The following is a 25,453-nucleotide window of genomic DNA, read 5'->3' as shown; positions in this document are numbered from 1 at the left end:
ACACTCATGAACCGAGCCCCGGGGGAAGCCGTGTACGAAGGTCCTGAGCCGGAGTTCACCGACGACGACCCGCCGAACGCCGTCAGCGCCCTCCTGCGCGCGGCGGAACGCTCTCCCCACGCGGGAGTGGTCACCCTCGGGGACGACGGCCGCTCACACACCCTGCTCTACCCCGAGTTGCTGTCCATGGCCCGCCGTATGCTCGCCGGGCTGCGCGCCCAGGGCCTGGGCCCCGGTGCGGACATCGTGCTGTGCGGGCTGCCGCTGCCCGCCTTCTTCCCCGCCTTCTGGGCCTGCGTGCTCGGCGGCGCGAGACCCGTCGCCATCGCCGAACGGGCCGAGGACGGCTCTCCCACCCTGGAACGGCTCCGCCACACCTGCGAGTTGCTGGGCTCACCGCTGGTGCTGACGGACCGGGCGGGAGCGGACGCGCTGGCGGTTTCCGCCCCGGGCCTGCGGACCGTGGTCGCCGAGGACAGCCTGCGACACCCGCCCGCCGAGGATCACGTGGAGCCCGAAGGCCGTGATGTCGCCCTGCTGATGCTGTCCTCGGGCAGCACCGGCGCCCCGAAGGCAGCGCAGCTGACTCACGCCGGACTGGCCGATTTCGCGGCGAGCAGCCGCCGGATCCTGGATGTGCGGCCCGGCCACACGACCGTGAACTGGCTGCCGCTGGACCACAGCGGTGCCTTCCTGCTTTACCACCTCCTTGAGGTGTTCGTGGGCTGCACCAATGTCCACGCGCCGACCGGGCACGTACTCGGCTCACCGCTGCGCTGGCTGGACCTTCTCGACGAACACGCGGCGAACCACAGCTGGGCACCAGCCTTCGCGTACCGGCTGATCGCCGAGGCGGTCGGTGAGTGCCCGGACCGCACCTGGGATCTGAGCGCGATACGGAGCCTTGTGTGCGGCGGGGAACAGATACCGCTGCCGGTGATGAACGGGTTCCTCGCCGCCGTGGAACCGTTCGGTGTCCGGGCAGAACACATCGTTCCCGTATGGGGGATGGCGGAGACGGTCACGGCCATCACCTACGGCAGGCTGGGCGGCCCGGGAGCCGTTCACCGCGTACGGAAGGACAGCCTCGGCGGACAACTGATCGACGCCGGCGAGGACACTCCGGAGCAGGACGTCCTGACCTTCGTCGCCGTCGGAGCACCCGCACACGGCGCCGCGGTGCGTGTCGTCGGCGACCGGGGGGAAGTTCTCGCGGAGCGGCGGATCGGCCGACTGCAGGTGCGGTCCACCGCGCGGGTCACGCCGGGGTACGTGAGGAACCCCGCGGCCGACCGTGCCGCGTTTCCCGCCGGACCGGACTGGCTCGACACCGGCGATCTGGCGTTCCTCGCCGCCAGGCAGGTGACGATCACCGGCCGCGGCAAGGATCTGATCATCCTGAACGGGCACAACGTCTACTGCCACGAGGTCGAGGACGTCGCCGCCTCCGTGCCGGGGGTGCGGGCGGGCGGGATCGCCGCCTGCGGCATTCCCGACCCGGACACCGGCAGCGAGTCGCTGGCCGTGTTCTTCGTCGGCACCGCAAGCGCCGGCGAAGACGAGGCCGTCGCCCGCGGTATCAAGGCAGCCGTCTTCGCCAGGCTCCGGCTCACCGCCGCACGCGCCGTACCCGTCCCCGAGGCCGGGTTCCCGCGTACCCCGGCGGGGAAGATACGCCGGACGGAGCTGCGCGACCGGCTGCTGGCAGGTGCCTTCGATACGGGCGATCCGGGCCGGGGTGAGCGGCCCGGCCCGCTGGAGGCGGTACGGGAGGCCGTCGCCGCACTTCTCGGACACCCGGCGGACAGCGCAACGCCGTTCTACGAGTTGGGGATGACTTCCCTCGCCCTCACCCGGCTTCGTGACCGGCTGGAACGGCGGCTCGGCCGCGCGATACCGCAGACGGCCTTCTTCGAGCACCCGACGGTCTCCGCCCTGGCGGCGCATCTGGCCGCCGCCGCCCCGGAACCGTCCCGCCTCCCGGCCCCCGCCCCACAGCAGGCACCGGCCCGGGGCGGGGCGGCCGAAGCGCCGGATCACCGCATCGCGGTCATCGGCATGTCCGCACGCTTTCCGGGAGCCCCGTCCGTCGACGCGTTCTGGGCGAATCTCCGTCAGGGCAAGGACAGCGTCAGCGTCTTTCCGGGGCGTGGTACCGAGCCGGACCATGTCCCCGTCGGTGGTGTTCTCGACGACATAGAGGGCTTCGACTCGGACTTCTTCGGGGTGAGTCCCAAGGAGGCCGGACTCACCGACCCGGCTCACCGGCTCTTCCTGGAGTGCTGCCACGAGGCGCTGGAGGACGCCGGTTACGCGGGCTCGGCACCCGACAGCCGCATCGGTGTGTTCGCCGGCTCCGGAATGAATCTCTACGACCACCAGAGTGCGCCAGGTGCGACAGCGCGCGCGGACGGCGACCCGGCCACCGGGCTGCTGACGGCCATGGGACGGCAACCGGACTTCCTCGCCACGCGCGTCGCCTACCGGCTCGGCCTCACCGGCCCCGCCATCGGCGTCCAGACGGCGTGCTCGACCTCGCTGGTCGCCGTACACCTCGCCGCCCAGTCGCTGATCAGCGGCGACGCCGACGTGGCCCTCGCCGGCGCCGCGGCCGTGCACACTCCGCAGGATTCCGGGTACCGCAGCCACCCCGGTTCCATCCTGTCGCCGACCGGACGCTGCCGGGCGTTCGACGCGGACGCCGACGGCACCGTGGGCGGCAACGGAGTCGCCGCCGTAGTGCTCAAGCGGCTCGACCGCGCACTCGCCGACGGTGACACCGTGCACGCCGTCATCGCGGGTTCGGCGGTCAACAACGACGGGGCGGGCAAGGCCGGGTTCAGCGCACCCGGGCTGGCCGGACAGGTGGAGGTGGTGCGGCGGGCGCTGCGGAAGGCCGCGGTTCCACCGGACACCGTCACCTACGTGGAGGCTCACGGCACCGGCACACAGCTCGGTGACCCGGTGGAGTTCGAGGCGCTGTCGCGCGCCTTCGCAGAGGGCACCGACCGCACGGGCTTCTGCACGCTGGGCTCGGTGAAACCTGCCATAGGTCATCTGGACAGCTGTGCCGGCATGGCCGGCCTGATCAAGACGGTGCTGATGCTGAAGCACCGCACTCTCGTGCCGACGTTGCACCTGCGCCGGGCCAACCCAGCGCTCCCGCTGGAAGACAGCCCGTTCGTGCTCGGCACGGAACTGAAGCCCTGGACCGCGCCTCCCGGCGTACCGCTCAGAGCCGGTGTCAGCGCGCTCGGCGTCGGCGGCACCAACGCCCATGTGGTGCTGGAAGAGGCGCCGCCCCGCCGCGTCCCGCCCCCCGCCCGGTACCCGGTGCTCGTGCCCGTCTCCGCGCGGGACCCCGAAGCCCTGGCCGAGCTCGTCGACCGGCTGCGACGGCACCTGCTGGAGCACCCCGGCGCGGCCGCCTCCGACGTGGCAGCCACGCTGGCTCTCGGCAGACCCCAGCGCAGGCACCGGACGGCCGTTGTGGGGCGTACGGCACAGGAGCTCGGCCGGGCGCTGGACAGTGCGGCCGTCGACGGCGCCCCGCTCGGGCGGCCGGCCTTCGCGTACTCCGGCCAGGGCAGCGCCCGCCCGGGCATGGCACGTGAGATCTACGCGGTCCACCCCGGTGCCCGCCCGGTCCTCGACCTGTGCGAGCAGGTGTACGCCGAGGAGTTCGGCGGCACGCTGTTGCCCCTCCTTCTCGACGAGACCACGGCACACCCCGACGCGATCTGGCCGACCGGCACCGCCCAGCCCGCCCTCTTCGCCCACCACATGGCTCTCACACAACTGTGGCGCGCCGTCGGAATCCGCCCCGCCCTCCTGCTCGGACACAGCGTCGGAGAATACGCGGCGCTGTGCGCCGCGGGCGCCCTGTCCGTCGAGGACGGTCTGCGGATCACCGCCTGGCGCGGCAGGCTGATGGAGCAGCAGTGCCCTCCCGGCGGAATGCTGACGCTGCGCGCCGACACAGGGACGGCGCGGCGCATCGCGCAGGCGTCGGGAACCGAACTGGCCGGGGTCAACGGGCCGCGCTCCCAGGTCGTCTCAGGACCGGCGGACGCCGTGCGGGAGGCCGGTCGCCTCCTCGACCAGGAGGGCATCCCGTGGCGCGCCGTGCCCGTGGACCGCGCCTTCCACTCGGGGGAGCTCGACCCCGTGCTGCCCGAACTGCGCTCCCGCGCCGAACGGCTGGAGCGGCACCCGCTGCGCCTTCCAGTGGTGAGCACGCTCGACGGCGTACTGCTCCCGGCCGGCTGGACGGTCGACGCCGACTACCTCGTACGCCAGGCACGGGAGCCCGTCCGCTTCGACCTGGCGACAGCGACGGCGGCCCGCGAAGGCTGTACGGACTTCCTGGAGATGGGCGCCGGTGATGTGCTCACGCGCCTGGGCCGGCACTGCCTGCCCGACAGCCGCTGGGTGCCCGGCCAGGGGACAGGGGCCAGGCAGTGGCGGGGATTCCTGACATCTGTCGGTGAGTTCTACCGGCGAGGAGCTGACATCGACTGGCAGGAGGTGTGCCGCGAGGGCGGCCGCGTACCGCTCCCCGGCCACCCCATGCGGCGGCGCCGCTACCCGGTCGCGGGTGCGGGTGCGGGGGTGGCGGGCCGGGCTCCGGCGGCCGGGCCGTCGGCGCACGCGGGTACGGCACCTACACCGGCACCTACACCGGCACCTGCACCGGCCGCCGGGACCGCGGCACCGACAACCACGACCGGCGTCGCGGACGAGATCATCGGCGCCATTCGCGAACTGACAGCGCGGAAGCTGGGTGTTGATCCCACGGACGTGGAGCCCGACCGCTCGTTCTTCGCTCTGGGCGCCGACTCCCTGGCGCTGATGGGCATGACCACCGAGTTGCAGCGGCTCCACGGAGTGCGTGTCCCGGTCCGGGAGCTGTTCTCGGACTCCGACACTCCGCGCAAGCTCGCCGAACTCGTCGTACGGCTCGGAGGCGGTCCGCGACCGGCGGCTCCCGACGCCGTACCAGCGGCGCAGGGGCCCCGGGAACAGCAGCCTGGCGGGCCGCCTGCCGGAACTTCCGCGCAGACGCCGCGTGGCACCACCGGGCAGGAACCGGACGGTGACAAGGGACTGCGGGAGGTAGTGACGCAGCAGCTCCAGCTCGCCGCGCAGCTCGTCGAACAGGTCACCGGCCTGATGACCCGTCAACTGGAGATGTTCACCGGCCCGGCGCCCGAAACCGCCGCCTCCGCCGCCCCGCCACCGCAGCCGGTCCGTGCCACGGCACCAGAACCGCACGCCGGAACGCCCGTGGTACCGCACCGGCCCGCCACGGCTGCCGCACCACCCCAGGACACCGGGGACGACCAACAGAAGACAGGCAGTTGCGACTTCAGCCTGTACTTCTTCGGCGACTACCCCGAGACCGGCACACGCGACACCTACGCGCTGATCACGGAGGCCGCCGAATTCGCGGACCGAAACGGCTTCCACGCCCTGTGGTTCCCCGAACGGCACTTCAACTCCTTCGGCGCCCCCTTCCCCAACCCCTCGGTGCTCGCCGCCGCACTCGCGTCCCGCACCAGCAGGGTCCGGCTGCACGCCGGCTCAGTGGTCCTTCCCCTGCACCACCCGGTCCGTGTCGCCGAGGAGTGGTCGGTCGTCGACAACATCTCCGGCGGCCGGGTCGGCCTCTGCTTCGCGAGCGGCTGGCACGCCAAGGACTTCGCGCTCGCCCCGGAGAACTTCGGCCGGCACCGCGAGGTGATGTACGAGCGGCTGGAGACCGTACGCACCCTCTGGTCGGGACAGCCGCTGACGATGGCGGCGGGAGACGGCGAACCCGTCGAGATCCGGCTGCACCCCCGCCCCGTCCAGGACATGCCGCCCCTGTACGTCGCGGTCGTGGGCAACCCCGACAGCTACCGCCGCGCCGCCGCCGAGGGCCTCGGGGTCGTCACCAACCTGATGTCGCAGTCCGTCGAGCAACTGGCCGAGAACATCGCGCTCTACCGGCGTACCCGGGCCGAGCACGGTCTCGACCCCGCCGCGGGCCGGGTCGTGGTCCTCGTACACACCTATCTCGGCGCGGACGCGCAGACCGCACGCGCCGAGGCGTACCACCCCTTCGTCGCGTACCTGCGCTCCTCGCTCGCCCTCTTCGACCAGGTCACCAACAGCCTCGGCTTCGAAGTCGACCTGGAGAACACGCCCGAGGAGGACGTGGACTTCCTGCTCGGCCGGGCCTACGAGAGCTACTGCGCCTCACGCGCCCTGATCGGCGACACCGACTCGGTGGCCGCGACGGTGCGGAGGCTGACCGAAGCCGGCGCGGACGAGATCGCCTGCTTCGTGGACTTCGGCGTCCCCGCCGACAAGGTGCTCGCCGCGCTGCCCGCGATCGACGCCCTGCGCGCTCGCACACAGCAGCGGCCGCCGGCGGCCGTCGAGACCGTCCCCAGCGACCTGTCGCCCGCTCAGCGCCGGATCTGGCTCGTGGAGCAGATGTACCCCGGCACCAGCATGTACCACGAGCCGAAGGCGATCCGACTGGAGGGCCCGCTGGACGTGCCGCGGCTGACGTGGGCCCTGCGCCGGACAGTGGCGCGTCAGCCCGCGCTGCGCACGTTCTTCGCCGGAGTGGACGGCGTCCCCCGCCGGCGGACCCACGAGGACATCGAGTTCGACTGCCCGGTGGAGGACCACACGGGCGCCACCGAGGCACAGGCACTGCGCTCGGCTCTGCGGACCGGGGGAGGCGCTGCCTTCGACCTGACCACAGGGCCACTGTTCTCCTGCCGGCTGCTGCGCCTGTCGGACGAGCGGCACATCCTGTTCCTCCTGGCGCACCACATCGTCTTCGACTCCTCGTCCACCGGGGTCTTCGCCCGTGAGGTGGCCGCCCACTACCGATCCTGGCCCGACGACCCCGCTCTCGCGCCGCTGGTCGCGCGCCCGCAAGCCGTTGTCGGCCCCGACCGGACGGCGGAAGTGCTCGCCTTCTGGCGACGCGAACTGGAGGGCGCACAAGACCTGACCCTGCCTTCCGACAGGCCACGTCCGCCCGTCCGTTCCGGCGCGGGCGCGAGCCTCACCCACGCGCTGGACGCTCGACTGGTCTCCGGGCTGAGGGAGTTCGCCGCGCAGCGCCGTGCCACCTTGTTCATGGTGCTGACGGCCGCGATCGGCGCCGTGCTCGGCCGGTTCAGCGGGCAGCGGGACATCGTGGTCGGAACTGCGGTGGCCGCCAGGCCGGAGGGAGCCGAGGACGAGATCGGCCTGTTCCTCGACACCGTCGCGCTCCGTCTCGATCTGACCGGTGACCCGGGCTTCACGGACCTGCTGGGGCGGGTGAAGGAGCGCAGCACCGCCGCCTACGAACACCGGGACGTCCCCTTCGACGAACTCGTTTCCGAGCTCAACCCGCATCGCGACCCCAGCCGCAACCCCCTGTTCCAGGTGATGGTGGAGTACGAGAACGAAGGGGAAGTGGACTTCGACCCTCCGGCGCTGACCGCGACCCTCCTCGACACGCCCTCCGACCGCGCGCCCTTCGACCTCAGCTTCTACCTGACGCACCACCGCGACGGCCTGCGCTTCATGACCGAGTACGACACGGACCTGTTCGCGGAACGCGACGTACGACGGCTCGTGGACTACGTCGAGCACGTGCTGCGCAGGGCCCTCGCCGATCCGCGGGCCCCGCTTTCCGCACTCACCGCGCTCACCGGAGCCGATCGCGCGGACCTGGCGCTACTCGGCCGGCAGCAGGAGCCCTTGCCGGACGTCGAGGAGACCCTGCACGGACTGTTCGAAGCGCAGGCCCGCCGGACTCCGGACGCTGTCGCGCTGTTCACCGGAACAGGGCACGTGCCGTACGGGGAACTGGACCGGCGGGCGACCCGTCTCGCGCGATGGCTGAAGTCGCAGGGGGCAGGCCGCGGCGAACGGGTCGCGGTCGTGCTCCCGCGCGGCCCCGAACTGATCACGGCGCTGCTGGGGGTGCTGAAGAGCGGGGCGGCGTACCTCCCCGTCGACGCGTCCCTGCCGTCGGCCCGCAGGGAACAGCTCCTGGCCGACGGCCTTCCCGTGCTGGTGCTGACGGACGAGGCGACAGCAGCCGGGTGTCCCGCCCTCCAGCAGAGGCGCGTGCGCACGATGGAGCAGGCAGCCGGCCAGGACACGCCGCACCACACAGCGGACGCCGGGGCCGACGACGTACGCGCCGAGGATCCCGCGTACTGCATCTACACCTCGGGCTCCACCGGCCGTCCGAAGGGTGTCGTCGTACCCCACCGGGGCCCGGTCAACCTGGTGCTCCGCCACATCGAGCGGCATCCGGCGCTGCGGACCCTGCAGTGGACATCGCCCGCCTTCGACGTCAGCGTCCAGGAAATCTTCACCACCCTGGCATCCGGGGCCGCGCTCGTGCTCGTGGACGACGAGGTGCGGCACGATCCGGTGGCACTCGCCGAGCTGCTGCGCCGCCACGACGTGCAGCGGATGTTCATGCCGTGCACTCCGCTGAAGTACCTGATCGAGACCGGCCCCCGGCTGCCCGCGCTGCGCGAGCTGTTCTCGGCCGGAGAGGCCCTGCAGCTCACCCCGGCGTTCCTCCGGTTCCTCGACACGCACCCCCGGTGCGCGCTGTACAACCAGTACGGTCCGACCGAGACGTCCGTCATCGTCACCTCGCACCGGGTGGACCCCCGCCAGGGCACCTGCCCGCCCATCGGCACACCCGTCCCCGGCGCGCGCATCAAACTGCTCGACGCCGCCGGCGACGAGGTGCCACGGGGTGTGACCGGTGAGATCCATGTGGGCGGCACAGCGGTGGCGCACGGCTACCACCGCCGTCCCGACGAGACGGCCGCGGCCTTCTTGCCGACCGGCACGGGCGAGGTCTTCTACCGCACCGGAGACCTGGCGCGCTGGCGCGACGACGGGACGCTCGCGTACCTCGGCCGTACCGACGACCAGGTCAAGATCCGGGGCCACCGCGTCGAACCCGCCGAGGTCCAGCAGGCACTGACGCGGCGGCCGGGCGTCCGGGACGCCGCCGTCCTGCCCCGCAGGGACCGTCACGGGGAATGGGAACTCGTCGCGTACGTCACGCCCGCCGCCCCGGACCGTACGCACACCGAAAGGCTGCGCGCCGAACTGGCCGCGGAGCTGCCCGGCCACCTCGTGCCGAGTCAGTGGGTGAGCCTGGACAGGCTGCCGGTGAGCACGGCCGGAAAGCTCGACCGCGGCCGGCTGCCCGCCCCCGAGGACGCCGCGCCCGGCCCGGTGAACGCGGACGACGCACCGGCCACCCCCGTGGAGAAGACACTCCATGAGCTGTGGTGCGCCGAACTGGGCCTCAGCGGCGTGCCGGTGACTCGCTCGTTCTTCGAACTCGGCGGCCATTCGCTGAGCGCCGTACGGTTGCTGAACCGTATGACCACGGAGCACGGCACCGCGCTGTCCATGGCGGAATTCTTCCGCGCGCCGACCATCCGCGCCGTCGCCCGCCGCCTCGACCCCGGAGCGGGGCCGTCGTCGGATCCCGTCCCTGCGCCTGCCACGCTGCGCCGACTGTGGCGACGCCACCACGAGCGTGCCGACCCCAGCGTGTACAACGTCGCTCACCGGATCGACCTGCGGGGCGACCTGGACCCGCGGGCCCTGACCCGCGCGCTCGAAGCTCTCGTACGACGCCACGGCGCGCTGCGCAGCCAGGCCGTGCTCCGGGACGGCGGGCTTCTCGTCGAGACCCTGGCCGAGGTCCCGGTCGGCGTCCCCGTCGACGACCTCACTGCCCTGGACACCTTGGCACTCGACCACTGGTGCCAGGAACAGGCAGCACGCCCGTTCGCCATGAACCAGGCACCGCTGTTCCGCTTCCGGCTCGGCAGGCAGGCCGAGGACCGGTGGGTTCTGATGGTCGTCCTGCACCACGCGATCTGCGACGGCTGGTCGATGGGCATCGTGTGGAACGACCTGCAGACGCTGTACAACGACGGCGCCGCGAAGCCCCTCGACCCGCCCGCCGCCCAGTTCACGGACTACGCGCGCTGGGAGGGCGAACAGCTCCGCGGCGGACGCCGCGCCCGGCTGGAGGCCTTCTGGCGAGCCGAACTCGGCGGCGTACCCCTGCGTCTGGAGCTGCCGTACGACCGTCCTCGTCCGGCCACGCTCTCCGGCAGCGGAGCCCTGCACCACCAGGTGGTCGAGGGCGACGTGCCGGGCCGTGTCGCCGAAGTCGCCTCCCGTCTCGGCACCACGCCCTACATGGTGCTCGCCGCCGCCTTCGCCACCTGGGCCGCCCGGCTGCGCGGCAGCGACTCCGACGTGGTGTTCGCCGCCTCCAGCGCCAACCGGGCAGGCTCCCGCGAACACGAGGACGTAGTGGGTCTGCTGGGAGACTCCGTTCTGCTGCGGGCCCGGCTCTCCGAGGCCGGCACCTTCGCCGACCTCGTCAGCGGACTTGGCGGAACGGTCTTCAACGCCCTCGACCATCAGGCCCTGCCGCTGAACGAGATCGTCCGTCTCCTCGCGCCCGAAGAGGCGGACGGCCTGTTTCCCACGGTGTTGTTCACCGTCGTCACCACCCCGCCCCCGGCACTCCACCTGAGAGGGGTCTTGGCGAGCATCCGCGGCGTGCCCGTCGGCAACGTCGCCCGCAACGAGCTGTACGTCGTCCTCGTGCCCCGGGCCGGGAGCATCACCATGACGTTCGAGTACTCCACGGACCTGTTCGACGCCGCGACAATCGCACGCTGGGCGCAGGAGTTCACCCGCCAACTGGCCATGGCCACCGCCCGACCGGAGATGCCGCTGCCGGACCTGATCTCCACGGAGGGACCGTCACCGAAGGGGTGAGACGTCCCGCCTCGTGCTCGGGACCGTGGCCTAGCATGCGCGGCATGCTCACCCTGCTGCACACGTCCCCCGTCCACGTCCCGGTCTTCGACGCCCTGCGTGACCGCGAGCACCCCGGCCTCGCGATGCGCCACGTCGTCGACGAGGCACTGCTGGACCGGGCCCGCTCCGGCGGGCCCGGCGCCGCGGACTCCGCGATCGCCGCGGTGCTCGACGCGGCCGTGGGCGAAGGCGGGGCCACGGCCGTGCTCTGCACGTGCTCCACCATCGGCGCCGCGGACTCCGCGATCGCCGCGGTGCTCGACGCGGCCGTGGGCGAAGGCGGGGCCACGGCCGTGCTCTGCACGTGCTCCACCATCGGCGCGGTGGCCGAGGCGAATGCCGCGCGGCTCGGCGTTCCCGTGCTGCGCGTGGACCGACCGATGGCGGCAGCCGCCGTCGCCGCCGCGCCGGAGCGCGACGTGGTCCGCATAGCCGTGGTCGCCACGGTGGAGAGCACCTTCGGTCCGACCTGCGATGTGATTCGGGAAGAGGCGGACGCCGCAGGGCGGACGGCCGTCATCCGCACCGTGCCGGCCGAAGGCGCCTGGAAGTACTTCGAGGACGGCGACCGGGAGAGCTACCTGGACCTCGTCGCCCGGACCGTCGACACCATCACGGGGGTGGACGTGGTGGTGCTGGCCCAGGCCTCCATGGCGGACGCGGCGGCCCGCACGCGTACCGGCACCGCCGCGCCCGTGCTCTCCAGCCCGGCGCCCGGACTGCGCGCGGCGGCGGCGGCGGCCGTACGGTAGCCGCGGCCCGCGTGCGGCTCCCGACTGCCGCCTCCCTGGCTGCGCCGAGCGCCGCCGTCTGCCGTAGCCCTCATCGCGGACGCATCGGCGGTTCTTCGCGGTTTATCCGGCCCCCGGTGTGTGACACCGGCGGGCGAGGGCAGTCGCAGCGGGAGAAAGTGGGTCTTGATTCCGTCATCCGACGGGTACAGGCAGGAGGCCAGCCATGACGCATCCGTACCCCGACCCCGTACCGCCGTCCCCGACGCCGCCCCCCGGTCCCGTGCCACCGGACCCCGGCCCGCTGCCGGATCCGGGGCCGCTGCCCGGCCCGGGCCCAGCGCCAGGACCCGCCCCCGGTCCGGAACCGGGTCCCGCCCCCGGCCCGAGTCCCAAGCCCGGCCCCGGGCCCGTTCCGCCCGGCCCGGCGCCCGACCCGATTCCGAAGCCGCCGGGGCCCGACCCCGTACCCGACCCGGAGCCTCAGCCGGGGCCCACGGGAGTCTGATCAGCCGGTCCGTACTTCCGACCGGTCGCCGCCCCAGAGGGTGTGGAACGAACCCTCGCGGTCGGTGCGCCGGTAGGTGTGCGCCCCGAAGAAGTCGCGCTGCCCCTGGGTGAGGGCCGCGGGCAGCCGCTCGGCGCGCAGTGCGTCGTAGTACGCGAGCGCCGCCGCGAAGCCCGGCGTCGGCACGCCGCGCAACGCGGCGGCCGCGACCACCGCGCGCCAGTCGTCCTGCGCCGCGCCGACCTCCTCGGTGAACCCCTTGTCGGCCAGCAGGCTCACCAGCCCGGGCTCGGCGTCGTACGCGGCCCTGATCCGGTCGAGGAACGCCGCCCGGATGATGCAGCCCGAGCGCCAGACCGAGGCAACGGCCCCGAGGTCGATGCCCCAGTCGTACGTCTCGCCGCCCGCCCGGATCTGGTGGAAGCCCTGCGTGTACGCCACGATCTTGGACGCGTACAGCGCCTGCTCCACCTGGTCGGCGAAGGCGGCCGCCTCCGCCTCCCCCAGCGGCGTGGCCGTGGGTCCGGGCAGCCCGCGCGACGCCTGCCGCAGGCCGGTGTGCCCAGACACCGAGCGGGCGAAGACCGCCTCCGCGATGCCCGAGACCGGCACACCCAGATCGAGCGCGATCTGGACCGTCCACCGCCCCGTGCCCTTCTGCTCGGCCACGTCCGCGACGACATCGACGAAGGGCTCGTCGGTGGCGTCGTCGATGTGGGACAGCACCTCGGCGGTGATCTCGATCAGGTACGAGTCGAGCCTGCCGGTGTTCCACGAACGGAACGTCCGGGAGATCTGCTCGGGGCTGTATCCCGCGACGGCGCGCAACAGGTGGTAGGCCTCGGCGATCAGCTGCATGTCGGCGTACTCGATGCCGTTGTGGACCATCTTGACGAAGTGCCCCGCGCCGTCCGGACCGATGTGGGCGACGCACGGGGTCCCGTCCTTCGCCTTCGCGGCGATCCTCTCCAGCAGCGGCCCCAGTGACGCGTACGACTCGGCCGACCCGCCCGGCATGATGCTCGGGCCGTGCAGCGCGCCCTCCTCACCGCCGGAGATACCCGTACCGACGAAGTGGATCCCGAGCTCCCGCAGCTCCCTCTCGCGGCGCCTGGTGTCCTCGAAGTGCGCGTTGCCGCCGTCGATGATGACGTCACCGGGCTCCAGCAGCGGCGCGAACTCCCGGATCACGGCGTCCGTCGGCTCGCCCGCCTTCACCATGACGACCAGGCGGCGCGGTCGCTCCAGGGCCGCCACGAACTCCTCGGCCCGCTCGGCCGGTACGAACGCGCCCTCGTCACCGAATTCCTCGACGAGGGCGTGGGTCCTGGCCGCCGTGCGGTTGTGCACCGCCACCGTGAAGCCATTGCGTGCGAAGTTACGGGCGAGATTGCTGCCCATTACCGCGAGCCCCGTTACACCGATCTGGGCCTTACCACTCATGTGTGAGCTCCTGGGGTGTCCGTGTCTGCGTGCGCAGGGATACGTACCAAGGGGCCCGCCCGTTCACCCACACGGACGCGATTCGGGCCCGTTCGGCGGCGGTACGGGCAGCTCCGCCCGCGCGTGAACCCGCGTAAGGCCCCCTGAACAGCGACGACACCGATCGCGACACGGGCAGGAACGGGCACAGTCCGTACGGAGCCGTGACGGGCGGTCCCGGCTGAGGACACCCGTCAATATGCCACCGGCAGGGGTGAGTTCACCGTACGGGCCCTTGTCAGGGCCCGTACGGTGGCCGTACTTTTTCCGATTGCGACGTGTCCGACGCGCGAGTGGGGGGAACCGAGCCATGGCCGCATCCGGTCGACACCGCAGGTACCAGCCGAGCCGGATCAACCGTGCCTCGCTGACGGTCACGGCCGGCGGAGCCGGGATAGCCCTGCCACTGGTCGCGCCGGGAGCGGCCGACGCCGCTTCGGTGGACGTCTGGGAGAAGGTCGCCGCCTGCGAGTCGACCGGCAACTGGCAGATCAACACGGGCAACGGCTATTACGGCGGGCTGCAGTTCAAGCAGTCGACCTGGCAGGCGTACGGCGGCACCGCCTACGCCCCGCGCGCCGACCTGGCCACCAAGGACCAGCAGATCTCCGTGGCCGAAAAGGTGCTCAAGGGCCAGGGGCCGACGGCCTGGCCGCTGTGCTCCGTACGGGCCGGCCTGACCCGCGGCGGCGACGCGCCGGACATCAGCACCGGACAGCGGAAGGCCCCCGCGGCGGCGACGCAGCCCAAGAAGGCCCCGGCTCCCACCACGCCACCCGGCACCAAGGACTCCGGCCGGGCGAAGGGCAAGACGTACACCGTCGCCGGCGGTGACACCCTCTCCACCATCGCGGACGCCGAGGACGTCAAGGGCGGCTGGCAGCGCCTGTACGCAGCGAACCGCGAGGTCGTCGGCAGCGACCCCGACCTCATCCTTCCCGGACAGCGGCTGACTCTTGACGGCGCGCAGCGGTCCAAACCGGGCGCGAAGGCGGGACCGCGAACCGGCAAGGGGAGCGAGGTCGAACGCGCCTCGGACACCAGAACGCCCAAGAAGGAGAGCAAGTCCCCGGGTCTCACCGCCCCCGTGGACACCGGCCCCAGCACGCCCTACCGTGCGGCCGGTTCCTCCTGGGCCAAGGGCTACCACACCGGCGTCGACTTCCCCGTGCCCACGGGCACCGCGGTGAAGTCCGTCGCCCCCGGCCGGGTCGTCTCGGCCGGCTGGGGCGGTGCGTACGGCTACCAGGTCGTCATCCAGCACACCGACGGCAAGTACAGCCAGTACGCGCACCTCTCGGCGCTCACCGTCCGCGAGGGCCAGAAGGTCGGCGGCGGCCAGCGCATCGGCCGCTCGGGTTCCACCGGCAACAGCACAGGCCCGCACCTCCACTTCGAGGTGCGGACCGGGCCCGGCTACGGCTCGGACATCGACCCGCTGGCCTACCTGAGGGCGGGCGGCGTCACCGTCTGAGTCCGCGACGGCGGGCTCGAAGGACGAACCCGCGCCCGCAGCGCCGGTGACACGGGCACCAGTGCGGGCGCGGGTGCGACTGCCGGTGTCACGGGCACCAGTGCGGGCGCGGGTGCGACTGCCGGTGTCACGGGCACCCGCGTCGGTACGCCGGCCGGCCGCGGCTGCCGCTCGGTGTGCGCGGTGAGCCGCTCCGTCGTCAGCAGGATCAGCCCGCCCGCCGCCACGACCCCGCAGCCCAGTGCCAGGGCGGTGCCGGTCACGCCGTACCTGAAGTGCTCGCCGAAGAGCGTGATGCCCACGGCGGCCGCGACCACCGGGTTGGCCACCGTGACCGTGGCCAGCGGGGCGGCCAGTCCCGCGCCCCGGTACGCCGCCTGAGAGAGCATCATTCCGGCGGCCGCGAGCCCCGCGATCGTCAGCAGGCTCGGCAGCTGTCCGGTCAGCCCGCCGAGACCGCCCGACGCCGACCAGTCGACCGCCACCGTCTTGGTGAACACCGACGCGATACCGAACGCGGCGCCGGCCGCAGTCGCCAGCAGGATGCTGCGTACGACGGCACGGTGCACCCGCTGCGCCACGACGAACAGCACCGCCACCGCGCAGGACGTCACCAGCGCCAGCGCCGTCCGCTCGCCGCCGCCCAACGACTGCGCGTCGGCCGTGCCGGTGAGCGACAGCAGGCCCGCGAGGCCGGCCGACGCCATGATCGCGCCGCGCCGGGCAGCGGCGCCCGCCCTGCGCCGTACGAACACGGCCGCCATCGGCAGTGCGAAGACGATGGTCAGCGCGCCCAGCGGCTGGACCAGACTCAGCGGCCCGTACGCCAGCGCCCCGACATGCAGCAGCGCACCGAGCCCGTTGAGCGCCACGGCGGCCCACCACACGCCGTGGCGCAGCGGGGCGTACGGGCGGGCCGGGGTCGTGGACGCGACGCGCTCCTGCACGATGGCCCCGGCCGCATAGGCGACAGCGGAGACCAGCGCCAGCAGCACGGACAGCGCGAGAGCACTCATGTGATCCACGATGTCTGCTCAACGCGTTCGCGTCGTCGTCCTTGAGCAGGCATTCGGTCGTACTGCCGACGTAGTACGGGGTACCTCCAAGGTCCTCCTCCCGGTGATGTTCCCCCACCCAGGGGTGGAGGACAGCGGGCCACTTCCGCACCGCGGCGGCGTGTGAGACTTGCCCGCGACGGAAGGGCGGGACATGGATCTGGCAGAAGTGGCAGCGGTGGGCGGGTTCTTCGCGCTGCGCACCGGGACACCCGACGCGGGTGCCCACGTACCCCTCGCGCGGATCTACGCGGGTGACACCGCACCACTGACGTTCCGCGTCGACAAGGTCGCCGCACGGCTGGGCGCCCCCGAGCGCAGAGTCGCCGCCTCGATCGCGCATCTGGGGCTCGCCGCCCGGCTCTGGTCGGTCGCACTGGGCCCGGCCGCGCTGTACGGCGAGTTCCCCGACCTCCCGCCGGACGGCCTGCGGTGGGACGCCGGCCTGACCTCGCCGCACGACCTGTGGCTGTCCGCGCCGCCGCGCCCGATGCCCGCCACCGCCGAGCGCGTCCGCGAGGTGGTGCAGTACGGGCATCTCGTACCCCTCGCGGACGCGCTCCGCCGAGGCGGCCGGATCTCGCGCCCGCTGCTCTGGGGCAACGCGGGTTCGGCGCTGGCCGGCGCCGCCCGCGAGCTGCACGCCTGGGCACGGAAGAACGGGCGGCCCGAGGTGGGGGAGCGGGCCCTGAAGCTGGCCGCCGAGCTCTTCCGCCATCCGGACCTGCGCTCCACCGGCACGCTGTCCGCGGACCGGGACGGTGCGTCCTTCCGCCGCCGCAGCTGCTGTCTCTACTACCGTTGCCCGTCCGGTGGCCTGTGCGGCGACTGCGTATTCGACCACTCTCCGCAGCGGTCTTCCGCACAGCCCGTATCTGAGTGACCATCAAGGGAAGGCGACGACGGGGGGACCGCGGTGAAGGTGGGACTGCTCACCCGCGAGTACCCGCCGGACGTCTACGGCGGAGCCGGGGTCCACGTCGAGTTCCTGGTACGGGAGTTACGGGCCCTCGCCGAGGTCGAAGTCCACTGCTGGGGCGCGGGCGGCGCCGCCCGCGACGGCATCCGCGGCCACCGCCACGACAGCGCACTCACGGATGCCAACGAAGCCCTGCGCGCCTTCTCCGTCGACCTGTCGATGGCCGCCGCGCTCGAAGGGTGCGACCTGGTCCACTCCCACACCTGGTACACCAGCCTCGCCGGCCACGTCGCGAAGCTGCTGTACGGCATCCCACACGTCATGACCGCACACTCGCTGGAGCCCCTGCGCCCCTGGAAGGCCGAGCAGCTGGGCGGCGGTTACACCCTTTCCAGCTGGGCCGAGCGCACCGCGATCGAGTCGGCCGACGCCGTCGTCGCCGTCTCGCACGGCATGCGCGCCGACATCCTGAGCAGCTACCCGGCTCTCGACCCCGACCGGGTGCGCGTCGTACACAACGGCATCGACACCTCGCTCTACCGGCCCGATCCCGGCACGGAAGTGCTGGAGCGCGTCGGCATCGACCAGGAGCGCCCGTACGCCCTCTTCGTCGGCCGCATCACCCGGCAGAAGGGCGTCCCGCACCTGCTGCGCGCCGCCCGCCGGCTCGACCCGTCCACGCAGCTCGTCCTGTGCGCCGGCGCCCCCGACACCCCGGAGATCGAGCGGGAGTTCCGCGAGCTCGTCCACGAGCTGCGCCGCACGCGCGACGGTGTGCACTGGATCGAACGGATGCTGCCGCGCCCGGACGTCGTCCAACTCCTCACCCATGCGGCGGTGTTCGTGTGTCCGTCGGTGTACGAGCCGCTCGGCATCGTCAACCTGGAGGCGATGGCGTGCGGCGCGCCCGTCGTGGCCTCGGCGGTCGGCGGCATCCCCGAGGTCGTCGAGCACGGCGGCACCGGACTGCTCGTCCCGTACGAGGAGTCGGACCCCGAGGCGTTCGAGGCGGGTCTGGCCGACGGGATCAACCGGCTGACCGGCGACCGGCGCACGGGTCTGCGGATGGGCGTGGCGGGCCGCGAACGTGCGGTGCGGGAGTTCGGCTGGGACGCCGTGGCACGCCGCACGGTCCAGGTGTACGAGGAGATCCTGAAGTCCGGATGAGCGACGGAGCAGGGGGCGGTGCAGATGCGCGGTGGACCTTCGGTGCTCGGGATCGTACTGGCGGGCGGGGAGGGCAAACGGCTGATGCCGCTGACCGCCGACCGGGCGAAACCGGCGGTGACGTTCGGCGGCACGTACCGGCTCGTCGACTTCGTTCTGTCGAACCTGGTGAACGGCGACATCCTGCGCAACTGCGTGCTGACGCAGTACAAGTCGCACTCGCTGGACCGGCATGTGACCACGACCTGGCGGATGTCCAGCCTCCTGGGGAACTACGTCACCCCGGTCCCCGCCCAGCAGCGGCTCGGCCCGCGCTGGTACCTGGGCAGCGCCGACGCGATCCTCCAGTCGCTCAATCTCGTGCACGACGAACAGCCGGACTACATCGCGGTGTTCGGGGCCGACCACGTCTACCGCATGGACCCCCGGCAGATGCTGCGACGCCACGTCGAGAGCGGCGCGGGCGTCACGGTCGCCGGCATCCGCGTGCCGCGCACCGAAGCGTCGTCCTTCGGCGTCATCACGCCCGCCGCCGACGGGGCCAGGATCGAGCAGTTCCTGGAGAAGCCCGCCGACCCGCCGGGGCTGCCCGGTGACCCCCGCCGCGTCTTCGCCTCCATGGGCAACTACATGTTCACCGCCAAGGTGCTCGTCGACGCGCTGCACCGGGACGCCGAGGACGAGAACTCGGTGCACGACATGGGCGGCTCGATCCTGCCCATGCTCACCGAGCGCGGGGTGGCGCAGGTCTACGACTTCGACGACAACCACGTGCCGGGGGAGACCCCGCGCGAGCACGGCTACTGGCGCGACGTCGGCACCCTCGACACGTACTACGACGCCCACATGGATCTCATCTCCGACCAGCCGCAGTTCAGCCTGTACAACCGGCGCTGGCCCGTCTACACCCACCCCGGCCAGCTGCCCCCGGCCCGCTTCGTCTCCGGCGGCATCGCGGGCGAGTCGGTCGTCAGCGCGGGGTGCGTGATCCGTGGCCAGGTCACCCGCTCCGTGCTCTCGCCGGGCGTGGTGGTGGAGGAGGGGGCCGTGGTGCAGGGGTCCGTACTGCACGACAACGTCCGCGTCGGCCGGGGAGCGGTCGTCAGGGGCTCGATACTCGACAAGAACGTCGACGTACCGCCCGGAGCGACGATCGGCGTCAATCCGGAGCGTGACGAGCAGCTCTACACCGTCTCCAGGAACGGCGTCGTCGCGCTCGGCAAGGGCCAGGTGGTGTCCTGACCGGCCCGTGTGAGATACGTCGCTGCGCGTCGCCTGCGGGGGTGAATCGTTTGGCTCCGAGCCCTCCGCTTACGTAAAGTTCGGATTTTGGTACTTCACCAGCGGCACAAGCGGCACGAGCACACGAGGACAGCAGCGGCGATGACGGTGACAGAGGACAGCCCGGCGGCGTACGGCGACATCCCGGACGGCCAGGACACCCCGGCGTTCGGCCCCGGCATCGACCCGGACCGCATGGCCGTCTGCCTGAGCGTGCTCGACGAGCTCGACAAGCTGGACGTCGACCACCCCGACGCCATCGCGGTACGCCGCGCCACCGCCGGCATCTACCGGACCGTGAAGCAGCGCCGCCGCCAGGAGCGCCGCGCCGCCAAGACCGCCCACGACCGGGCCGTCACCCACGCCACCGCCACCGGCTCCGCCGACCGCATCGACGACGAGACGCAGGGCGTCCTGCCGTCCTCCACGGCCACCGCCGAGATCGCGGGCATACTCCAGCGGCCCAGGTCCTGCTACATCTGCAAGACCCGTTACGTCGAGGTCGACGCCTTCTACCACCAGCTGTGCCAGAAGTGCGCCGCCGAGAACCGCGCCCGCCGCGACGCCCGCACCGACCTGACCGGCCGGCGCGCCCTGCTCACCGGCGGCCGCGCCAAGATCGGCATGTACATCGCGCTGCGGCTGCTGCGCGACGGCGCGCACACCACCATCACCACCCGCTTCCCGAACGACGCGATCCGCCGCTTCAAGGCGATGCCGGACAGCGACGAGTGGATCCACCGCCTCAAGATCGTCGGCATCGACCTGCGCGACCCGGCCCAGGTCGTCGCGCTCGCCGACTCGGTCGCGGCCGACGGCCCGCTCGACATCCTGATCAACAACGCCGCGCAGACGGTACGCCGCTCCCCGCGCGCGTACAGCGAGCTGATCGCCGCCGAGTCCGCCCCGCTGCCCGCCGGTGAGCTCCCGCCCGCCGAGGTCATCGGCGCCTTCGGCTCCGGCGCCCAGCTCGCCCTGCCCACGGCCCGCCCCGAGGGCCTCACCGCCCAGCAGGTCACCGACCTGGCGCTGGTCACCGGCTCGACGTCGCTCGCCAGGATCGAGGCGGGCACGGCGATCGACGCGGGCGGGCTCGTACCCGACCTCGACGACACGAACAGCTGGATCCAGACAGTTTCCGAGGTCGACCCCGTCGAGCTGCTCGAAGTGCAGCTGTGCAACTCGACGGCGCCGTTCATCCTGATCAGCCGGCTGCGCCCGGCCATGGCGGCCGCCGCCGCCAAGCGCAAGTACGTCGTGAACGTCTCCGCGATGGAGGGCGTCTTCAGTCGCGGCTACAAGGGCGCCGGCCACCCGCACACCAACATGGCCAAGGCCGCGCTGAACATGCTCACGCGTACCAGCGCCCAGGAGATGCTGGAGTCCGACGGCATCCTGATGACCGCCGTGGACACCGGCTGGATCACCGACGAGCGTCCGCACCCGGACAAGATGCGGCTCGCCGAGGAGGGCTTCCACGCCCCGCTCGACCTGATCGACGGCGCGGCCCGCGTCTACGACCCCATCGTGCGCGGCGAGGACGGCGAAGACGTCTTCGGCGTCTTCCTCAAGGACTACGCACCCGCCAACTGGTAGGAAGCGGAAAAAAGTCCGGTGCGTGGGGCCCCAGGCGGGGCGCCACGCACCGGACTTTTTGCGTGGTGGCCAATGCGGGTGATGAGGGCCCGGGCCCGCGGCTGAACAGGGCACGAACGGTGGCAGGCCGAAAGGTGACGCAATCCATCGAGCGGAACCGCGCTCATATGGGTACTCTGTTGGTCACGGACAGCCTCACCAAGGCCACTCCAGTGTGAGTAACCGGCGCCACCGCGACCGAACTGCCCCAACTTTCCTGACCCGCCGGGCGACCGGTCGCCGCCGGCCCAGGCCGAGGCGATACGTCCGACGGGTTACGCGACACAGAGGAGTGCGCGGTGACGCCAGAGATGACAAAGCAGGACAAGCGGTCTCGTGAAAGTGGTGAACGGGCCGGTCAGCCCCGCCGCCGCAGGCCCGATGAACTGGGCAGCCTCGAAGTGTGGTCCCGGTCGGCTCCCATCAGACTGGCGGGGTACGAAGAGGACCTGGCGGAGCCGCACATCCTTCCGGGAATCGACTGAGCAACCTGTGCGACGGCGTCCCCCCTGCCGGGCCGACACGGCCCGGCAGGGGGGACGCCGTCCGTCAGCGGGGGCGTACGGCGGCCGGCGGCTCCACCTCCAGGAAGCGCCGTCGGCGCGGCCCCCGGTACAGCAGGGCCGTCCAGCCGAGGCGGCCGAGCTCCGCGGCGCACCGGGTCAGCGCCTCCTGCTCCTCCTGGGCGGCGCCGCCGCCCGGCGGGCCGAGCCACTCCACCCTGGCGGTGCCGGGTCGCTCGCCCGCGCCGACGCGGTAGCCCGTCGCGCTCCGCGCGCCCGCCGCGTCAACGGCGGAGGGGGCGATGCCCGCGGCCTCCAGTGTCAGGGCCACGGACCGCACCACCTGATTGATCTCCCACGCCGCCGGTACGGCCAGCGGATCGTCGGTCCCCGTGTTCGTCAGGCGCCGGATCTGCATCAGCCCCTCGAACGCGACCCGCACCTCGGCGGCCCGCCGCCCGTCGGGCGCGTCGGCGGCCGGCCCGTCACCGGTGGCCGCGTCGAACGCTCCCGCCGTCATCGCCCCCGCCTCCCCGCATTCCGGATGGACGGCGATTCTCTCAGCGCGACTCCCTGAAGGCGAGCGCCATCGGCGGCCGGAACTCGCGGACGAGCGTGCGGTGCCACCAGGCGTGCGTCTCCCGCAGTTCGCGCCAGGTGGTGAAGCGGTAGCGGTAGACCCGGGCCCGGACGTAGGTGGGCGGAGCCTCGGGGAAGGGGTTTCGGCGCAGCAGCTTCAGCGTCGCCGGGTCACCCGTCAGCAGCCGCTCCACGAACGGGTCGAACCAGGAGTACGCGTACGCGGGGGAGAGCGCCGCGAACCACATCAACCAGTCGAGGCGCAGGTGGTACGGCGCGAACTGGCGCGGCAGCCTGCGCGGGTCGCCGGGCTTGCCCTTGAACTCGTAGGCGCGCCACACCGTGCCCCGGTGCACCACAGGTTCGTCCGTACCCTCGACGACGATCTCCTGGCGGACGCGGCTGATGCTCCCGAACGCGCCGTAGGCGTTGACCAGGTGGAGCGGATCGTACGTGCGGTTCATCGCCTGGCGGCGCGAGAAGAGATTGCGCGCGGGCCGGTAGCTGAGGACGAGGAGCAGCGCGGTGACGGCGATGACCAGCACCTCGTACCAGAGCGGGGAAGCGGGCAGGGCGGGCGCGGTGACCCAGGGCGAGAAGTCGACGACCGACACCGCCAGGACGATCGTCAGCCAGTTCAGCCAGGCGAAATTGCCGGAGAGCACCAGCCACAGCTGGGTCAGGATCATCAGGCCGGCAGCCGCACTCGCGACCGGCTGCGGCGTGAAGAGCAGCACCGGTACCAGCAGTTGGGTCACGTGGTTGGCGGCCACTTCCACCCGGTGCAGCGGCTTCGGGAGGTGGTGGAAGAACCAGCTCAGCGGGCCCGGCATCGGCTGGGTCTCGTGGTGGAAGTCCAGGCAGGTCAGCTTCCGCCAGCACAGGTCGCCGCGCAGCTTGATCAGGCCGGCGCCGAACTCCACCCGGAACAGCACCCAGCGCAGCAGCCACAGCACCAGAACCGGCGGCGCGGTGTGTTCGTTGCCGAGGAAGACCGCGAGGAAGCCGGCCTCCAGGAGCAGTGACTCCCAGCCGAAGGCGTACCACGTCTGCCCGACATTGACGATCGACAGATACAGCGCCCACAGGGCCGCCCACATCAGCATGGCGGTCCACAGCGGGAGTTGGTCCGCCGCGCCCGCGACCAGCGCCGCCGCGAGCAGCACGCCCGCCCAGGCGCATCCTGCGAAGAAGCGGTCCGAGTAGTGGAGCCGGAAGAGGGTGGGTGACTCGCGCCAGGGCGCCCGCCGCAGATACTCCGGTACCGGCAGGATGCCCCGTGAGCCGATGAGCGCCCGGAACTGGAGGGCCGCCGTGAGGAACGCGACCAGATACACGGCGGCCAGAGCCCGCTGGAAGACCAGCCGGCTCAGCCAGTAGTCGGGTGCGGCGAACCACTCCATCACGCCCATTATCGGCGTACGGGCGCTCCGGTGGCGATCCGCCGCAGGGTCCTGCCGAGACGCCGGGCGTACCAGTGCTGGCAGACGGGCACGAGGGGTCCGGCGAGCCGGGTGTACCAGGCGGCCGGGCGGCTGAACGCGGTCACGGTGAACCACACGGTTCCGTCGTCCGCCAGCTCGACGACGAACGACTCCTCGCCGCACTCCGGGTGCCGGCCGGTCGTCCCGTACGCGAACCCGGTCCGGTCCTTCTCGTACGCCGTCCAGACCACCTCGCACGGTGCGGCCACCCGCAGCGGCCCGACTCCGATCGAGACCTCGACGGCCGCGCCGGGCTCGGCCCGCACCGCGTCGGCCCGTACCCGTGCGCCCGACTCGCGGTGCATCCGCCAGGTGGTCACCGCCGCGCCCGCCGCCTCGAAGGCGGCGCGGCCCGTGCCCACGGGCACGCGGTGGCGCAGATGGTTGTAGCCGGCGGGCAGGAGGGCCTGCCCGGTGGCGCCGACCTCGGGGTAGGTGAAGTCGCTCATGTGCTGGTCTCCTCTTCGAGTCGTCGCCAGGCCAGCACCGCGCACAGCGCGAAACCGAGCGCGTTGCCCAGGCCGTGGGTGGCGGCCATCCAGGTCAGGTTGGGGTGCGGAATGCCGGTCGCCTCGCCGAGCGCCCAGCTGAGGGCCAGCAGCATCGTCGCGACCAGGACGGCGGCCGAGACGCCGAGCAGCGTGCGGGTCGTCCGGTCCTGCCGGTCGTCGCGTACGTCCTGCCACGTCAGCAGCGCCACCGCCCACATGCCCGCGGTCAGTACGAGCGCTCCCACGAGCTCGGCCCAGTCGTCGATGAAGTACCCGGCGAGGACCAGCAGCGTGCCGAGCGGCACGCTCAGGGCGGCGAATCGCGCGGCGGGCCGCTCGGCGGCCACCCGGCAGACGAGCCCCGCCACCAGCGCCGCGGCGAAGCCCGCGAAGTGGAAGTGCGGCACGGTGAGCGCGAGGATCTCCAGGTCGAAGCCGAAGAGCTCGTGCCCACCACGCTCGGCGACCAGCGCGAGCCCGGCGACCGACGGCGTCGCGAGCGCGGTGAGCACCGCGATCTCGGCCGGTGCGAGGGAGCGCGTACGGGCCAGTCGCGCCGGGGCGTGCAGCGCGAGAGCGAGGGTCGCGGCGGCGTACACCGCGGCGAGGGCGGTCGCTGCCGCGCCGCGCGGCAGCCACAGGGCGACGGCCCCCGGCGCCGCGAGCAGTGGCCATACCCGCCGGAGGCGGCTGAGTCCCGGTGAACCGACGAGGCGCAGGCCCATGGGGACGACAACGAGCATGCCGAGCATGACGATCAGGTTGACCAGCACGGACACCACGAACCCCCCCCAGATTTGAACGTGTTCAATTCAATCTCGCACTGACCATACGGGGTCTGTTGAACGCGTTCAAGTCTCCGTTCCGCGGTGTGCTTGCGTTGGCCCGGGTTCACCGGGCGGGCGCACACTTGAAGGAAGAGTCCGTCGAGCCCCCTGGGCACAGACGGAAGGAGACGTTCATGCACCCCGTGGCTCTCGCCGGTGCCGCAGCCGGCCGTCTCGCGCACTACGCGGTCTCCGGAGTCGTCGGCGGTCTGATCCTCCGCGGAGCCTCGAAGCGCCTTCCCGACGCGAAACCGGTCGCACGCAAAGCCCTGATCGGCGGCATCGCGGGCAGCATCGTCGCCGGGCGATGGGTCGCCTCGGCCGCGGAAGAGGCGCGGCTCAAGGCCGGGGACGTGCTCGCGGAGGCCCGGACCAGCCTCGGCGAAGAGGTCCCGCCGCCCTCGGCGGTCAAGGTCGACAACCACGAGCACTGACC

Annotated in this window: 15 protein-coding genes; 9 read left to right on the top strand and 6 right to left on the bottom strand. The window is 72.3% G+C overall.

Translation table 11 applies throughout. From position 1 onward, the window contains the following. Positions 1–6: 6 nt before the first annotated feature. Together J7E91_RS06835 and J7E91_RS06830 are read left to right on the top strand one after the other, a co-directional pair. A complete protein-coding gene (locus J7E91_RS06835) occupies positions 7–10,839 on the top strand; it encodes a non-ribosomal peptide synthetase/type I polyketide synthase (RefSeq protein ID WP_214899964.1) in 10,833 nt (3,610 codons plus the stop codon). Between the two features lie 44 nt (positions 10,840–10,883). Further along, positions 10,884–11,633, top strand: a complete 750-nt coding sequence (locus tag J7E91_RS06830; RefSeq protein ID WP_214899962.1) for an aspartate/glutamate racemase family protein — start codon at positions 10,884–10,886, stop codon at positions 11,631–11,633. A 487-nt stretch (positions 11,634–12,120) separates the two neighbouring features. Here the strand turns inward: J7E91_RS06830 and gndA are convergent, their stop codons facing one another. Next, positions 12,121–13,563, bottom strand: a complete 1,443-nt coding sequence (gene gndA / locus J7E91_RS06825) for an NADP-dependent phosphogluconate dehydrogenase (RefSeq protein WP_214899960.1) — start codon at positions 13,561–13,563, stop codon at positions 12,121–12,123. Positions 13,564–13,912: 349 nt separating this feature from the next. Between gndA and J7E91_RS06820 the strand changes: the two genes are divergently transcribed. After that, a complete protein-coding gene (locus J7E91_RS06820; RefSeq protein WP_214899958.1) occupies positions 13,913–15,076 on the top strand; it encodes a transglycosylase family protein in 1,164 nt (387 codons plus the stop codon). Here J7E91_RS06820 and J7E91_RS06815 read toward each other — a convergent pair. After that, entirely contained in the window at positions 15,046–16,092 is a 1,047-nt protein-coding gene (locus J7E91_RS06815; protein ID WP_214899956.1) for a DMT family transporter, read from the bottom strand. The two genes, J7E91_RS06820 and J7E91_RS06815, sit on opposite strands and share 31 nt — an antisense overlap. Positions 16,093–16,285: 193 nt before the next feature. Here J7E91_RS06815 and J7E91_RS06810 point away from each other — a divergent pair, with 193 nt between their 5' ends. From J7E91_RS06810 to J7E91_RS36960, 5 genes are all read left to right on the top strand, one after another. Next, complete coding sequence (locus J7E91_RS06810) at positions 16,286–17,014, top strand: (2Fe-2S)-binding protein (protein WP_214899954.1); 729 nt, start codon at positions 16,286–16,288, stop codon at positions 17,012–17,014. Between the two features lie 33 nt (positions 17,015–17,047). Then, positions 17,048–18,217 (top strand): glycogen synthase, encoded by a 1,170-nt coding sequence (gene glgA, locus J7E91_RS06805; protein WP_214899953.1) that lies wholly within the window; start codon positions 17,048–17,050, stop codon positions 18,215–18,217. A gap of 24 nt (positions 18,218–18,241) precedes the next feature. Next, the gene (gene glgC / locus J7E91_RS06800; protein ID WP_214899952.1) at positions 18,242–19,459 is read left to right on the top strand and encodes a glucose-1-phosphate adenylyltransferase; all 1,218 of its coding nucleotides are present in this window, start codon (positions 18,242–18,244) and stop codon (positions 19,457–19,459) included. Positions 19,460–19,600: 141 nt separating this feature from the next. Continuing rightward, a complete protein-coding gene (locus J7E91_RS06795; protein WP_214899951.1) occupies positions 19,601–21,094 on the top strand; it encodes an SDR family NAD(P)-dependent oxidoreductase in 1,494 nt (497 codons plus the stop codon). Positions 21,095–21,432: 338 nt separating this feature from the next. Next, complete coding sequence (locus tag J7E91_RS36960; protein WP_214899950.1) at positions 21,433–21,618, top strand: hypothetical protein; 186 nt, start codon at positions 21,433–21,435, stop codon at positions 21,616–21,618. A gap of 64 nt (positions 21,619–21,682) precedes the next feature. Here the strand turns inward: J7E91_RS36960 and J7E91_RS06785 are convergent, their stop codons facing one another. Genes J7E91_RS06785 through J7E91_RS06770 form a run of 4 tightly spaced genes read right to left on the bottom strand, consistent with a single transcriptional unit; the run spans position 21,683 to position 24,969 of the window. Further along, complete coding sequence (locus J7E91_RS06785; RefSeq protein WP_214899949.1) at positions 21,683–22,156, bottom strand: hypothetical protein; 474 nt, start codon at positions 22,154–22,156, stop codon at positions 21,683–21,685. A 40-nt stretch (positions 22,157–22,196) separates the two neighbouring features. Beyond that, positions 22,197–23,618, bottom strand: coding sequence for a lipase maturation factor family protein (locus J7E91_RS06780; RefSeq protein WP_214899948.1), 1,422 nt, complete (start codon positions 23,616–23,618; stop codon positions 22,197–22,199). Positions 23,619–23,626: 8 nt separating this feature from the next. Further along, on the bottom strand, positions 23,627–24,148 hold the full coding sequence (locus J7E91_RS06775) for a DUF1990 family protein (protein WP_214899947.1): 522 nt from the start codon (positions 24,146–24,148) through the stop codon (positions 23,627–23,629). After that, a complete protein-coding gene (locus J7E91_RS06770) occupies positions 24,145–24,969 on the bottom strand; it encodes a YndJ family protein (protein ID WP_214900010.1) in 825 nt (274 codons plus the stop codon). Before J7E91_RS06770 ends, J7E91_RS06775 begins: the two co-directional genes overlap by 4 nt. Before the next feature lie 182 nt (positions 24,970–25,151). On the opposite strand from J7E91_RS06770, the gene J7E91_RS06765 reads away from it, so the two are divergent. Next, positions 25,152–25,451, top strand: a complete 300-nt coding sequence (locus tag J7E91_RS06765; protein ID WP_214899945.1) for a DUF1490 family protein — start codon at positions 25,152–25,154, stop codon at positions 25,449–25,451. Positions 25,452–25,453: the final 2 nt, after the last annotated feature.

The organism is Streptomyces sp. ISL-99 (genome assembly GCF_018614005.1).
GTDB classification, from domain to species: Bacteria; Actinomycetota; Actinomycetes; order Streptomycetales; family Streptomycetaceae; genus Streptomyces; species Streptomyces flavidovirens.
The sequence above is the reverse complement of the archived record's forward strand: the minus strand, read 5'-3'. Positions and strand labels throughout refer to the sequence as shown.

Coding starts and splice junctions, on each gene's coding strand:
- J7E91_RS06810 (WP_214899954.1), top strand. CDS start 16,286: ATGGATCTGGCAGAAGTGGCAGCGGTGGGCGGGTTCTTCGCGCTGCGC.
- J7E91_RS06835 (WP_214899964.1), top strand. CDS start 7: ATGAACCGAGCCCCGGGGGAAGCCGTGTACGAAGGTCCTGAGCCGGAG.
- J7E91_RS06830 (WP_214899962.1), top strand. CDS start 10,884: ATGCTCACCCTGCTGCACACGTCCCCCGTCCACGTCCCGGTCTTCGAC.
- J7E91_RS06780 (WP_214899948.1), bottom strand. CDS start 23,618: ATGGAGTGGTTCGCCGCACCCGACTACTGGCTGAGCCGGCTGGTCTTC.
- J7E91_RS06785 (WP_214899949.1), bottom strand. CDS start 22,156: ATGACGGCGGGAGCGTTCGACGCGGCCACCGGTGACGGGCCGGCCGCC.
- J7E91_RS06815 (WP_214899956.1), bottom strand. CDS start 16,092: ATGAGTGCTCTCGCGCTGTCCGTGCTGCTGGCGCTGGTCTCCGCTGTC.
- J7E91_RS06820 (WP_214899958.1), top strand. CDS start 13,913: ATGGCCGCATCCGGTCGACACCGCAGGTACCAGCCGAGCCGGATCAAC.
- glgC (WP_214899952.1), top strand. CDS start 18,242: ATGCGCGGTGGACCTTCGGTGCTCGGGATCGTACTGGCGGGCGGGGAG.
- gndA (WP_214899960.1), bottom strand. CDS start 13,563: ATGAGTGGTAAGGCCCAGATCGGTGTAACGGGGCTCGCGGTAATGGGC.
- J7E91_RS06775 (WP_214899947.1), bottom strand. CDS start 24,148: ATGAGCGACTTCACCTACCCCGAGGTCGGCGCCACCGGGCAGGCCCTC.
- J7E91_RS06795 (WP_214899951.1), top strand. CDS start 19,601: ATGACGGTGACAGAGGACAGCCCGGCGGCGTACGGCGACATCCCGGAC.
- J7E91_RS06765 (WP_214899945.1), top strand. CDS start 25,152: ATGCACCCCGTGGCTCTCGCCGGTGCCGCAGCCGGCCGTCTCGCGCAC.